Raw genomic sequence first — 13,563 nt, forward strand, 5'->3', positions numbered from 1 at the left:
CCAGAATACATGGAAGAGCAACGCATAGCAACAGACAGTCTCTCGGAGAGTGTTGAGGCAACAACAGGTACGATGGAGCAGGAGTCGGAAGCGATTCATTACGATGTCAATAAATACGAGCGTCCGTCTGTGACAGTTGATGTTGTCATGATGAGCTTGCGACAGCGCGATTTGCAGATTTTGCTCATCAAGCGCCGTTCCTGGCCATATGAGGGAATGTGGGCCATTCCTGGTGGCTTTGTCAACATGGACGAATCGTTGGAGACGGCGGCCAAGCGCGAATTGCAGGAAGAGACCGGTGTACAGGATGTCTACCTGGAACAACTGTATACCTTTGGAGATCCCGGACGCGATCCACGCACGCGCGTCATCACCGTTGTCTACTTTGCTTTGCTCGATTCTGAGCGCTTACAGGTGAGAGCCGCCAGCGATGCCGCTGATGTCGGCTGGTTCTCAGTGTACGAGCTGCCTCCGCTGGCTTTCGATCACGCAAAGATTCTGGATTATACGTTGAACCGGCTACGCGGCAAGCTGGAATATACAACCATCGCGTTTAACCTGCTGCCCGAACAATTCACCCTGCGCGAGCTGCAACGCGTGTATGAGATCATTCATCATCGCAGGTTGGATAAGCGGAATTTTCGCAAGAAGATTTTGACGACCGGGATTTTGGAAGATACCGGCGCGAAGAAGATGGAGGGAACTCATCGCCCGGCGCGTTTGTATCGTTTCAACCCGGCTGCCGAACACAAATTGTAGCTTGACACCTATAAGCATTTTTAGGACGTAATTGCATCATCAGGCGTCGATGCAATATTCTTGTGGAGAACTTCAATGGCAACCTCAGACCAGTTTCTCAATGAGCTTGTCACCTGGGAGCAAGATCTGCCTTCGCTTTCCTGGGATGATTTCGTGGTGGAGGCCCAGCAGGGGAAGATCGCGCTGTTTAGCGTGGATATGATTAACGGTTTCTGTCACGAGGGGCCGCTTGCCAGCCCACGCATCAAGGGGATCATTCCAGCAGTTGTGGCGGCTTTTCAGGGCGCACACGCGTTGGGTGTACGCAATTTTGTGCTAGCACAGGACTGTCACACGCCCGATTCCGTTGAATTTGCCGCCTTTCCGCCCCACTGTCAGGCAGGAACCAGCGAGGCGGGGACAATTCCCGAACTTGCCCAGTTGCCTTTTGCCAATCTTTACACCATCGTCGAGAAGAACTCTCTCAATGCGTTTCATGGCACATCGCTGGGACAATGGCTGGAGGAGCATCGCGATCTGAGCCGCGCGGTCGTTGTGGGCAATTGCACAGATCTTTGCGTCTATCAGATGGCGATGCATTTACGACTTTATGCCAACGCGCATAACCTCCCCTTGCGTGTGATCGTGCCTGAGAACGCGGTGCAAACCTACGATACGCCTATAGAGGTGGCGAAGCAGATTGGGGCCATGCCACATGATGGCGATTTTCTGCATTTGTCGTTTCTCTATCATATGCGCTTGAACGGCATTGAAGTCGTGCGCGAGATCAAGGGCTAGAGCGCCATTCTCAATCAAATTTCAATGTTTCTTTGCTAGCATGTGGGCCGGAGAGATCATCCTGCTTAACTAGAAGTTGCAATGGCGCGTGACTTATATGCTCAGGATCTCTCCCCCGCTTTTTAGCCTCGCCGTGCAGTATGAGATCTGTGAAGGTGTCCAGCCGATATAATCGACGCGAGTGCCATTAGGCGTTTGCAGCAGTGCCCCCTCAGTTGGCAGTGGCAGGTCAGTATGCGGGTCCCATAAAGCAGGCAGCGATGGATCATAGGGATTGCGCTCGATCTGCTCCTGACTGACGGGCGTTGGATAAAGACGGCGGATATAGGTATCGAAGAGATAGCGTGGTACATGCAATATCTCGCGCCGCCACACGATCTGCCCTGTCTCCTGCTCTGGCGCTGAGTCCTGATCCTCTCCATTGCCAGTACGTAGCAACACCGCAAACTGGCGGGCCTCCTGTGGACTCAATACGACCCGTTCGAGGTAGCGACTGCGTGGATTCAGAATTGCAAGCACCTGCGCGCTGGAGTGCAGTAGGCGGCGCAGCCACAGAGCTGGATTGACCAGGTAGATCCCTCGCTCTTCTGCCACCACCGTTTCACCACGCCTTTCGTGGCGACTGAACCAGACCTGATAGATGTTCTGTTTATATTTGAAATCGCAGCGACAGGCCTCCCAGGAAGGATAGCCGCGGCGCTGAATCTCACGCCGCACATAGCCACCGAGCGCTGCCAGTGCTGCTATGCCTCCCACAGCCAGGCCGGTGACAACAAATGTACTGCGCAAACTGTCCATTTCCTTCATGATGGTGATACCTCCAGCAGATCTAGCAATTCATGTAATGAGTGGATTAAAAGGCAATCGACGCGGCTCTCCGCCAGTTTCTCCTCGCGATCCAGCAGGATAGGGGTAATGCCAACTGCACGTGCCCCCAGCACATCCTGAACGTAAGAGTCGCCTATGTGGAGAGTATAGTCGGCGATGGCATTGCAGCGCTGCAACGCCAGATCATACAGCATTGGCGACGGCTTCGCGTGCCGTGTAGCTGCTGAGATGAGCAAGCAATCGAAGTACCGGGTGAGATGCTGATGGCGAAAAATAGGGCCGAGCGCGATCCCCCAATCAGAGACCGCGCCCAGCGTATAGCCATGTGCATGCAGAGCATCAAGCGTGGGCAAAACATCCTGGTACATTTGCCAGCTCGTATGTTTTTCAAATTCCTGATTGATGGCCTGCGAGAGTTGATAGAGTCGGGCCTCGTCATGTTCTTCCACGAAGGGACGGAGCAAATTCATATAATAGCCGATCCAGAACTCTTTGATCGCCTCCTCGCTGGCCCAGGTATGACGGTTCAGTCGTTGCTGCCGCAAAAAATAGTCTTCTGCAATATGCATGCGGTCTCGCACTGCGTCCAGGTGGATATGTAAATGAAGCTGCTGGCAGACATGATGACAAATTTCAGGTAACGAAGGATATGGATGTAGTAAAGTGAAACCTACGTCAAAGAAGATAGTACGTATAGCTTGTGGTTGTGCAATTGGCATCGTGAACCTTTACTTTCTCGACGGCATACAGGAAGTCTAACATGCTCTGCATTGCAGTGTCAATAGAACCGGGAAGCTGATAGCATCATCTTGAAATGTAGAAAATCAATAACATGTTTTTGCAGCTAGAACTCTTATACTGGAAGAGTACAGAAGAGATCTAAAAGAGAAGAGATCAGGGCAGATATACTCTGATCTCTTCAGCGGTTTCTGCGGCGAATCAGGAGGCGAACATCGTCTGGAGCTTGTCGGCCTGGTCTACCGCGATCAGATTGTCAATAAACTCGTCGAGGTTGCCACCCAGGACACCGGGCAGGTTATGGCGAGTCAATCCAATGCGATGGTCGGTGACGCGATCCTGCGGGAAGTTATAGGTGCGGATCTTCTCGCTGCGATCACCGGTCTGGACCTGCGAGCGGCGGTTTTTGCTCAATTCCTCCTGCCGTTTGGCCTCTTGCAGATCCCAGAGGCGCGATTTCAGCACCGTCAACGCCTTCTGCTTATTTTTTAACTGCGATTTTTCGTCCTGACAGGTAACGACCAGGCCGGTGGGCAGATGGGTGATGCGTACTGCCGAATCGGTGGTGTTGACGCTCTGCCCGCCGTGACCGGTGGAGCGATAGACATCGACGCGAATCTCATTGTCTTTGATCTCGATCTCAGTCTCATCGTCCGCCTCTGGCAACACGATCACTTTGGCTGTCGAGGTGTGAATGCGACCGTTTGCCTCGGTGACGGGGACGCGTTGGACACGATGCGTCCCGCCCTCGTATTTCATACGACTGTAGGCACCCTTGCCTTTCACAACAAAGGTAACATCTTTGATGCCGCCCTGCTCTGTCTCGTTAGCATCCAGGACTTCGATTTTCCAGCGGCGACCATCGGCATAACGGCTATACATGCGGAAGAGTTCGGCAGCGAAAAGAGCCGCCTCGTCGCCACCAGCTCCACCCTGAATAGTTACGATGGCGTTTTTCTCATCCATGATGTCTCGTGGCAGCAGCGCGACCTTGACCTCTTCGATCAGTTGCTCGCGGCGGTGTTTGAGTTCTTCCATTTCTTCAAAGGCCAGATCGCGCATTTCGCCCTCTTCGCTGTTGTAAAGCTCCTGAGCATCTGCGATTTGCTGCTCTGTCTCGATGATAGCATTGTATTTTTGTACCACCTCTTCAAGCTCTGCGTGTTCGCGGCTGTAGCGCTGCAATTGCTGGATGTCTTCAAGTACGTCCGGTTGGGCCATCAAGGTATTGAGTTCTTCGTAGCGCCGGGCAAGGCTGGCGAGCTTATCCATCAGGTCCATAGTTGTTCCTCTTTCTTCTTCTTTCTATTCCAATCCACTCAACCGGACCATTGCATCACTCAGAAATGGGTGAGAACGTATAAAAAGCGGGTCAAAGCGGATGGTGTGTGACAGGTGAATAGTGCCATGATCGTTTCTTATAAAAGATAGCAGGGGTAAAGTGAGGTATAGCTACCCGGCGGTGAGCAGGTAGCGTTCAGTGGTTGCGTGGCAACTGATGCGTGCTGCATATTTAAAGTGATAGTCGAGATAGACTTCTGCGTGAGCAGAAGATAGTCCTGTTTTCATGACATCTATTATATCATGTCTCGTTGTGAGCGTGTAGTGGAGACAAGAATGCGCCGTTTGTCCCGGGTGTCGCATGTTCCGCAAATGGTTTCCAACGGGTCCGCACTCAGGAGTAGGCTCAGCAAGAGGAGGGGTTGGGTCAGGATCGGGCAGCTCATACCCACACAGCTAGGCCGCGTGGGTATGAGCTGATGTGGTGCTTCCCTCTCAGTATGGCTCCTAGTGCCGCGCAGAGGCGAGAGCGCGGCACTATTGAGGGCTCGCGTACCATTCGCATGGTTCGGAGCCAGATCCGACAAATGGTGCTGCCAGAGCGTGAAGATGCTTGACCGTGAGAGAGTGGCCTATGAGAATGTTCATCTCACGTCTCTTCTGTTCTCCTTTCACACTTACAACGCATCAAACCACCAGCCATGCAAGTGTCGGATCGTGGTGATCTCACAGGTGTGATAACTATTGTGGGCGATCATGCTGTAGATGAGATGGCGGCGCGTATTCCACACTTCACCTTCAGCGACAGACTGATCTAACTCAGCATCTGTTAGGGTCTTCACATACTGGGCGAGGGTCGCATTCGCCGCCAGGACACGTCTCCGCGCTTCTTGCCAGGCGGCTTCATCCGTTGGATCATCGATGGGGGGCCATCCGCTTCCATCCTCCGACCCAAGTGCTGCACTATCAACTGGAAGGTGCTGGAGTTGGAGCAACGCCACTTCCTGCCAATAACGCACATGGTTGACCACTGCCCAGACACTGTTAAAGTGCGGCGCTGGAACGGTCGCTGCCTGCCCGGCTGTCAAGCCATCGGTCGCCGTTGCGAAAGGGGTGAACCAGCCAGGGGTAGCGCTCGTGAACAGCAGATCAAGCGCTTCAGCTGTAGAGGGGGCTTCAGACATAGAATCTTCTTTCTCGCTTTCTCTCATGTATTGAAGAGGGAAGCAGCAAGACACATCGTCTGTGCTGCATCTCCCTTCCAGGAGAGCATCTCCTGATAAAGAAAGGATAGTGCACGAATATTGTCAGCCGTCTGTCATATTTCAAGAGATTTTCTCAGTGCTATTGACAAGATATGTAATCTGCCACGCTTGCTCTGAAACTGGTGCGCTGGTTAGATATGGGACAGAATTTTACCCAACTTTTACCAACTCATGCTCTAATAAGTAAATAATGAATCTCTAGCATGAAATACATTTTTTGGATAAAAGATAGGAGGTGTGGCTTCCTGCTTCTCAGTTTTTTTGTTAGCCACCTCATAGTTAATCCAGTATGTGAGGAGTATACTGTAGATGGTTAGAAATAATAATCAGTTATTGCACCGGTAAAAGCAAGCTGTGAAGGAGGGTTAAGGTGTACTTTTGCTTTATTTTGGAAGAAAGATATGTGCATAAGCCGATGCCAATGGTCGTGGCGGATCAATTGGAGCAGTGGGGACATAAAATAGACGTGTTGCAGCCCTATGCGGCCGTGACCAGCCTGACCGATCTCTCGCTCTGGAAATATGACGCTTATGTGCTGAAAACTGTCTCTGATGGCCCTGGCCTGACTATTTTAGAAGCGGCTGAGGCAATAGGCATTCCAACTATCAACAATTCGCGGGCGATTCGGCTTGTGCGCGATAAAGCGGTTGCAGCTGCCTACGCTCATGCCTGTGGACTGCCCGTTCCCCTGACTTATTTTGTCGGGCATCCACGCGCGCTCTCAAAAGTGCCACATGATGCCTACCCGGTCGTAGTGAAGCCTAGCAATGGCACCTCGATGCAGGATATTCATCTCGTGCGTACGCCAGAGGAGATGGCAATGCTGACCCTGGATGAGTCAACGCACTATCTGGCGATGCGCTACGTGGAAAATACTGGCTATGATATCAAGCTGTATGTGACTGGGCAGGAGGTGCATGCTGTGACCAAAAGCTCTCCTCTGCATGGGCAGGTGCAGGAGGACGAGATACCAGTCTCGCGCGAGATGCTCAAACTGGCTCGTCAGGTGGGGCAGGTCTTTGGCCTCGATCTCTACGGCGTGGACGTGCTAGAGACGTCGGAGGGATTGGTGGTAGTCGATATCAACGATTTCCCCAGCTTTTATGGTGTGCCACGCAAAGTGGGGGCAATCGCCGAGTACATTCTCCATGCAGCCTATCGTGCGCGCCGCGAACGGGAGAGGCACGAGGAGCGCCGCACACTCTTACAGCGACGGCGTGCATCCCTCCATCGTCAGGATACAACCCTGGTGCCAGCAGAGTTGATGCGCTATAATCCCAATGTCAAGCGCGTTCAGACACATTGAAGAGCGCTAAATGCCCGATATCGTTTAGCGTATAGAGGACGCGCGTCGTATCTCGTACACGAATCGTTGTGATAGATGTATTGGCGCAGGGGAAAAAGAATTCTTTCTCCAGCCCCAGAACTTCAGCGACATAGGCGTTGATGACTCCACCGTGAGCAAAGATCAATACCCGATCGCCAATATGCTGCCGCGCGATCTCGTCGATGGCTGTAACGACGCGCAGGCGAAAGGCTTTGGACGGCTCGCTGGTGCGCAGAGAATCCCAGCTTCCACTATTGCTCACAGTTCGTACAATCTCTATCTGGCGGTCGGTCAGCGCTTTACTCAGTGCGACCAGATCGCCGCTCCCTCCATCATGCTCTACAGGAACAGCATCGGCCAGGTAAATCTCCTTTACATCCTCAACAATCGTGATTGGCAGATGTTGCAACTCAATCGTGGGAGCGGCGGTCTCCTGGCAGCGGCGCAATGGGCTGCTATAGGCTGCGTCAAATGCGATGGCCTGGAGCCGCTCGGCCAGCAGTTGAACCTGTTTGCGCCCCTTCGTACTCAAGGGGAGATTGTCGTAGACGCCGCTGGGGATGATTTCTTCCGGTCCTGGAATGGCGTCGCCGTGTCGTATTAGCCAGAGTTCTGCGGCCTGAGCGTGTTGTGCAAGAAATGGTTCGTTCATATGATTCCTAAATATATAGAATGATTGTTGCCATGAGGCGAACGATATTTCTTCCTCATTCGCCTCATCAATTATGTATATTATGAAGTGTGCTGACGGATGATGGAGCGAGCGAGCGAGCGTTTGTGAACCTCGTCTGGCCCATCGACGATATGCAACGTGCGACCATGCGCCCACATCGAGGCGAGCGGGAAATCGTCGGAGAGACCAGCGGCACCGAACACCTGGATGGCGCGGTTGACAACATTGGTGAGTGCCTGGGGAGCCACGATTTTAATCATAGCGATCTCGTTCTGCGCAGCCTTTTTGCCCTGCGTATCGATGATCCAGGCGGCTTTGAGCGTCAACAAACGCGCCTGTTCGATCTCCAGTTGCGATTGCGCGATCCATTCCTGAATAACGCCCTGTTCGATCAGCCGCTTGCCAAAGGCCACACGCGATGCAGCTCGCTGACACATCAATTCAAGGGCATATTGTGCGCCACCGATGGCACGCATGCAGTGATGGATGCGCCCAGGCCCCAGGCGTGCCTGAGCGATAGCGAAACCGCTACCCTCCGTGCCGAGGAGATTGCTGGCTGGAACACGAACGTTTTCAAAAAGCACCTCGCAGTGCCCCTCGTTATCGACGTAGCCCATTACTGGCAGGTTGCGCTTGATCGTGACCCCGGGCGTTTCGCGTGGAACCAGGATCATGCTCTGCTGGTGGTGGCGGTCTGGATTGTGGGGATCGGTTTTGCCCATGACGATGAAGATTTTACAGCGTTCACGGGCGGCCCCGGAGATCCACCATTTGCGCCCGTTTAGCACATAGTTCACATAGCTGTCTCCGTCGCGCTCGATGGTGAGCTGGATATTGGTGGCGTCCGAACTTGCAACGTCCGGCTCAGTCATGGCAAAGGCGGAGCGTATTTCGCCGTTGAGCAGCGGTTGAAGCCATTGCCGCTTTTGCTCTGCCGTGCCAAATTGGGCCAGGATCTCCATGTTGCCAGTATCGGGTGCAGCACAATTAAAGACTTCGGAGGCCCAACTGACGCGACCCATGATCTCGGCCAGGGGCGCATATTCCAGGTTGGTTAACCCCATGCCATACTCTTTGTCGGGCAAAAACAGGTTCCACAAGCCCTCTGCTTTTGCCTGTGCCTTCAGTTCGTCTACGATCTCAGCGTGATGGTGGGGATTGCCAGAGACAGCAATCTGTTCGTGATATGTTTGCTGGTTGGGATAAATAGCACGCTCCATAAAAGCCGTGACACGCGTGCGCAATTCGTTCACCTTTTCTGGATAAGCAAAATCCATTGGCTGCTCCTTCTTTGTATGCGGCCATTCATCTGCTTTGAATATATCACATCCTTCGTGCATGTGTTTGCTTGCGCATCCAGGCTGTGAACCTTTTCGCATACGTTGTATGCCTATGTGGTCCTATCTCCGTATCAAAAAAAGGGTCAGGATCGTGATCAAAAGGAAAGAGACAATTTGATGCAGATTGATATCTTCCTCACCTGTATCCTCTGTGACCCTGAGATTCTGGAATAAGATAGTGGGATACGGTGTTATCTATGGTAGACGCTACGAAAGGTTGACACATCCCCTCGTATCATCTACCTCACGAGGCCATCTGCCTGCATCGTTGAAGCAGTTGCGGTGAGCGGAAAAAATCTTACCATTTATTTTGTCCTGTGGGAATAACATCTGTGAACCCACTGTTATCATAGGTGAGTTAGCAATCACAAAGAGAGAGTGCTAGACAGCGGCAGAGATCCGTGTTATAATCTTAGCAGTCGTCTGAAGAGATTGCTAACAGACAATGGGGATGACCCTCATCTCGTAAGAAACTAATAACGAGGAGCATGCAATAGAATGAAATGTGAACGTTGCCAGAAAAACCCGGCCCGTGTGCGTGTCGATCAGGTGGTTGATGGACGGCGTGAGTCGCACTATCTGTGCCAGTCGTGTGTTGACGAACTGATGAACGCTATGGGTCAGATGGGCGGCCTGGAAGGTCAGGTACCCGGTGCTCCCTTTCCTTTTTCCAACAATAACAATAGATCTGCCTCGTCAGCTGGTGGGGTAAATACAGCCACCGCTGAGCGTCAGGCTAAACATAGCAAGACACCAACTCTAGATCAATTTGGGCGTGACCTGACAGCCGAAGCTGCTGAGGGGAAATTGGACCCGGCAGCCGGGCGAGCGCGCGAACTGCGCCGTGTGATTACTGTCCTGGGTCGTCGCCAGAAGAACAATCCAGTACTTATCGGCGAGCCGGGCGTTGGTAAGACCGCCATTGTTGAAGGGCTTGCCCGCCGCATTCAAGAGGGTGATGTTCCTCCTGGATTGCGCAACAAGCGTATCGTCTCGCTGAATATTGGCGGCATGGTAGCCGGAGCAATGTTCCGGGGCCAGTTTGAGCAGCGCATCAAGTCTATTCTTGAGGAACTGCGAGAGTCGCCCGAGACCATCGTCTTCATCGATGAGTTGCATACAGTCGTTGGGGCTGGTGCAGCTGAGGGAGCAGTCGGTGCTGGCGATATGATTAAACCCGCTCTGGCGCGTGGTGAACTGCGCTGTATTGGCGCTACCACGCTTGATGAGTATCGCAAACACGTCGAGAAAGATGCGGCTCTGGAGCGCCGTTTCCAGCCAGTCATGGTCAATGAGCCAACCGCTGAAGAGGCCATTGATATGCTGCATATCGTCCGCGCCAATTACGAGGCGCATCACGGTGTCAGCATTACCGATGAGGCTATCGAGGCGGCGGTGAAATTGTCTGATCGCTATATCAATGATCGCTTCTTGCCTGACAAAGCTATCGACGTGATGGATGAAGCTGGTTCAGCTCTGCGTCTGGAGGCAACTGAGAAAGGGATTGTCAGCCCGACCCTGATTGCTGATCTGGAAAAAGAGCTGGCTGACATTCAGGCGGAGAAAGAAGAGGCCGCCAACGCTGAGGATTACGAGCGTGCTGCTAGAATGCGCCAGCAAGAGCTAGTAACGCTGTCGAATCTGGAAAAGGCTCGTGCACAGTCCGGCGATGTGATCTCGTTGATCGTCTCGCCTGAGCATATCGCGCGTGTCGTGGAGGCGTGGACCGGGGTTCCTGTGAGCCAGATGTTAGAGAGCGAGCGCCAGAATTTGCGCAACCTTGAGGATGACCTGCGCAAGCGTGTCATCGGACAGGATGAGGCGATTGGGGCCGTTTCTCGCGCGATCCGTCGTTCGCGTGCGGGTCTGAAAGATCCGAAACGCCCGATTGGTTCCTTCCTCTTCCTGGGTCCAACTGGTGTTGGTAAGACTGAGCTGGCGAAGGCTCTGGCAGCAGAACTCTTTGCTGGTGAGGAGAACATGATCCGCTTCGATATGTCGGAGTACATGGAGCCGCACACTGTTGCCCGCCTGTTTGGTAGCCCTCCTGGATATGTTGGCTACGATGAGGGTGGTCAGTTGACGGAGCAGGTACGTCGTCGCCCGTATAGCGTCATCCTGTTTGACGAGGTTGAGAAGGCACATCCAGAGGTCTTCAACGCGCTGTTGCAGATTATGGATGACGGGCGCTTAACCGATGGTCAGGGCCGCACGGTAGACTTCAAGAATACCGTTGTGATTATGACCAGCAACGTGGGCAGCGCTGATCTCAAGCGGGCAGCACGGATCGGCTTTGCGGCAAAGAAGGACGATCAGGGGGTTCGCGACGAGCAGCAGGAGGCGATCCGCTCGAAGGCGCTGGATGGCTTGAAACGCGTCTTCCGCCCAGAGTTCATCAACCGTATCGATCAGATCGTGGTCTTCCAGTCGCTAGGGAAAGCGGAACTGTATCGCATCGTTGATTTGATGCTGGATCAGGTGCGCAATCGCCTGCACGAGCAGAAGATCGAACTGGTAATCACCGACGAGGTGCGTGACTTCCTGTTAGAGGAAGGATACGATGAAGAGTATGGCGCACGTCCGTTGCGTCGGGCGATTCAGACCTACGTTGATGATGCCCTGGCCGATGCGTTACTGGCCGGCGAAATTGCCAGTGACAAGGAAGCAGTGTTAACGGTGCAGGACGGCAAGATTGTTGTCTCTGCACGGGAAACTGTCCCGAACGTGCAATAAAACAAGCAATTGAAAGTGGTAGCGCTTCTCATTGAGAGGCGTTACCGCTTTTTTATTTGTGTTATTTTTGTTGTGCGCCAGCCACGCTTTTCTTGCCCCAGGCCATCTCTAAGAGCCATTGTCCGCAGAATGTGTGAGAGCGCATTTCCAGGCAGGCCTCTTGATAGAGATGCTCGAACTCGTGCGGCTTTACTCCTCCCATCTTCAGGACGAACGGTTTGATCTGGCGCAAAAATATGAGGGCGTTATCAACCATGCCTATATTTGCTTCTGCCTCTGCCGAGAAATCGAGCGTGTAGGTGCGCTGTTGTACGCCACGACAGCCGCTCTCGTACAACAGGTCTTCCAGGGGCAGGGTCTGTCCAATAGTCAGGGGGCGTCCCACAGGAGTTGAGCGTAGCCCGGCGTTTTGGAGGGCGTGGACGTAGTACTCGCTCAGCTTCTCGCAGGCCAGACTGCTGCTGACGCCATAGTCGCATTCTACCAGTCGTATGATCCCTTCGGGGCGTGTGATGCGCAGGCAGGTGTGCAGGAGATTGGCCCATTCTTCGGTGGGAAGAAAGGTGTTGAGAAAGCGCGCATTGACCAGGTCGAAATAATTGTCGGGAAAGTCCAGGGGATGCAAGATGTCCATCTCCTGGAAATATGCATTGGAGCGACGCTGGGCACGGGCTTGCGCACGAGCGTAGCGGATATTGATGCGACTACGATCCACACCAATAACGGTTGCTTGCGGATAGGCAAAAGCAATATCGAGTACCCATCCGCCAGGACCACAGGCCAGATCAAGGATATGCTGCACTGGTTGGGCAAGCGTTTGTTCTGGTAATGGCCCGCCCATATAGCGATGAAGGAGACGATTCTGGAGCATCTGGCGGGCCGTCTCGGTTGGCTCTTCAGGATCGATTATTGTGATGATTTCGCTTTGTGTTACATCTGAAGCTGTAAACATAGCTCTTACCTCATATATTCTCTGTTTCTACTATCTGATCGTCGCCGTTGACCGAGATTGCAATGCCAGTTCTCGGCGCTAGATAGGGAATAGCATTATAAGATGCCAGGGATAAGAATACCCAGGTGTTGCTGAACGGTATCAAGGATGGCCTGGGACGGCATGGGTTTGATGAGATAGGAATCGGCCCCCGCCAGCTTTGCTTTGAGGCGGTCGAGGACTCCGTCATGGCGTGAGATCATGACAATGGTTGTGTGGGCAAAGGTGGGTCGTGTTTTGAGATAGCGAACTACCTGATACCCATCCATATATGGTAGCTCGATATCCAGGAACACAAGGTCTGGCGGTTGTGCCGGCTTCTCTTTAAAGAAATAGCGCAATGCTGATAGCCCGTCATTGAATGTGATGACCTCGTAGCTTTCTCGCTTCAGGCACGTTTCGATGATTTTGCGCACCGTTTGCGAATCATCAATAACTGCGATCAGGTTGCTCATATCTATCCCGTCCTCTCTACGTATCTGCCGCTGTTACATACTATATACAATACCGTTTCTCTTCTGTGTGTATTTCCTCTCGCTAAGAAGAACGGTTCCCATATCAGAATAATTCGGGAATCTAGCTTCTCTCTCTTTACTTGGTATGAGAGTTCGGCGTTGTCTGTGTTAAAATAAGTGTAGCATGATAGATGTCATAAAACAATAATACAGATGTATGGTAATGAATCAGTAGCGTTTGCTCTTCAGAAAAGAATTTATGTGAGGTATGTTTCAAAAGTAGTTACACTTGACAAGAGGCCACAAGTTCGTTTTATGATAGCACACTGTGGAATTTCTCTGTATCTGTAGCATTTGCCACTAGCTCTACTTTAGAGGAAAGAGATGGCTGAGATA

General features: G+C 52.5%; 12 protein-coding genes. 4 read left to right on the forward strand and 8 right to left on the reverse strand.

From position 1 onward, the window contains the following. Positions 1 to 9: 9 nt before the first annotated feature. Positions 10 to 759: an NUDIX hydrolase gene (locus K3T83_RS26100; protein ID WP_220205859.1), complete on the forward strand. Its 750-nt coding sequence runs from the start codon at positions 10 to 12 to the stop codon at positions 757 to 759. Between the two features lie 75 nt (positions 760 to 834). Continuing rightward, positions 835 to 1,536 carry a cysteine hydrolase family protein gene (locus K3T83_RS26105; protein ID WP_220205860.1) on the forward strand — a complete coding sequence of 234 codons (702 nt, stop codon included), beginning with the start codon at positions 835 to 837 and terminating at the stop codon, positions 1,534 to 1,536. Positions 1,537 to 1,629: 93 nt separating this feature from the next. Here K3T83_RS26105 and K3T83_RS26110 read toward each other — a convergent pair whose 3' ends face one another. The 4 genes from K3T83_RS26110 to K3T83_RS26125 form a co-directional block, all read right to left on the reverse strand. After that, the gene (locus K3T83_RS26110) at positions 1,630 to 2,325 is read right to left on the reverse strand and encodes a hypothetical protein (RefSeq protein ID WP_220205861.1); all 696 of its coding nucleotides are present in this window, start codon (positions 2,323 to 2,325) and stop codon (positions 1,630 to 1,632) included. A 14-nt stretch (positions 2,326 to 2,339) separates the two neighbouring features. After that, complete coding sequence (locus tag K3T83_RS26115) at positions 2,340 to 3,083, reverse strand: HAD family hydrolase (protein WP_220205862.1); 744 nt, start codon at positions 3,081 to 3,083, stop codon at positions 2,340 to 2,342. A gap of 220 nt (positions 3,084 to 3,303) precedes the next feature. Next, positions 3,304 to 4,377, reverse strand: a complete 1,074-nt coding sequence (prfA, locus tag K3T83_RS26120) for a peptide chain release factor 1 (RefSeq protein ID WP_373324609.1) — start codon at positions 4,375 to 4,377, stop codon at positions 3,304 to 3,306. 683 nt (positions 4,378 to 5,060) lie between these two features. Next, complete coding sequence (locus K3T83_RS26125; protein WP_220205864.1) at positions 5,061 to 5,567, reverse strand: DinB family protein; 507 nt, start codon at positions 5,565 to 5,567, stop codon at positions 5,061 to 5,063. 484 nt (positions 5,568 to 6,051) lie between these two features. On the opposite strand from K3T83_RS26125, the gene K3T83_RS26130 reads away from it, so the two are divergent. Next, positions 6,052 to 6,954, forward strand: coding sequence for an ATP-grasp domain-containing protein (locus tag K3T83_RS26130; RefSeq protein ID WP_220205865.1), 903 nt, complete (start codon positions 6,052 to 6,054; stop codon positions 6,952 to 6,954). On the opposite strand, the gene K3T83_RS26135 is transcribed toward K3T83_RS26130, so the two are convergent. Beyond that, positions 6,932 to 7,627, reverse strand: a complete 696-nt coding sequence (locus tag K3T83_RS26135; protein ID WP_220205866.1) for a histidine phosphatase family protein — start codon at positions 7,625 to 7,627, stop codon at positions 6,932 to 6,934. The two genes, K3T83_RS26130 and K3T83_RS26135, sit on opposite strands and share 23 nt — an antisense overlap. A gap of 80 nt (positions 7,628 to 7,707) precedes the next feature. After that, complete coding sequence (locus K3T83_RS26140; RefSeq protein WP_220205867.1) at positions 7,708 to 8,925, reverse strand: acyl-CoA dehydrogenase family protein; 1,218 nt, start codon at positions 8,923 to 8,925, stop codon at positions 7,708 to 7,710. 561 nt (positions 8,926 to 9,486) lie between these two features. Here K3T83_RS26140 and K3T83_RS26145 point away from each other — a divergent pair. After that, entirely contained in the window at positions 9,487 to 11,721 is a 2,235-nt protein-coding gene (locus K3T83_RS26145) for an ATP-dependent Clp protease ATP-binding subunit (RefSeq protein WP_220205868.1), read from the forward strand. Positions 11,722 to 11,782: 61 nt separating this feature from the next. Here K3T83_RS26145 and K3T83_RS26150 read toward each other — a convergent pair whose 3' ends face one another. Further along, entirely contained in the window at positions 11,783 to 12,673 is an 891-nt protein-coding gene (locus K3T83_RS26150) for a class I SAM-dependent methyltransferase (protein WP_220205869.1), read from the reverse strand. A 95-nt stretch (positions 12,674 to 12,768) separates the two neighbouring features. Then, on the reverse strand, positions 12,769 to 13,167 hold the full coding sequence (locus K3T83_RS26155) for a response regulator (protein ID WP_220205870.1): 399 nt from the start codon (positions 13,165 to 13,167) through the stop codon (positions 12,769 to 12,771). Positions 13,168 to 13,563: the final 396 nt, after the last annotated feature.

It is taken from the genome of Reticulibacter mediterranei (assembly GCF_016587455.1).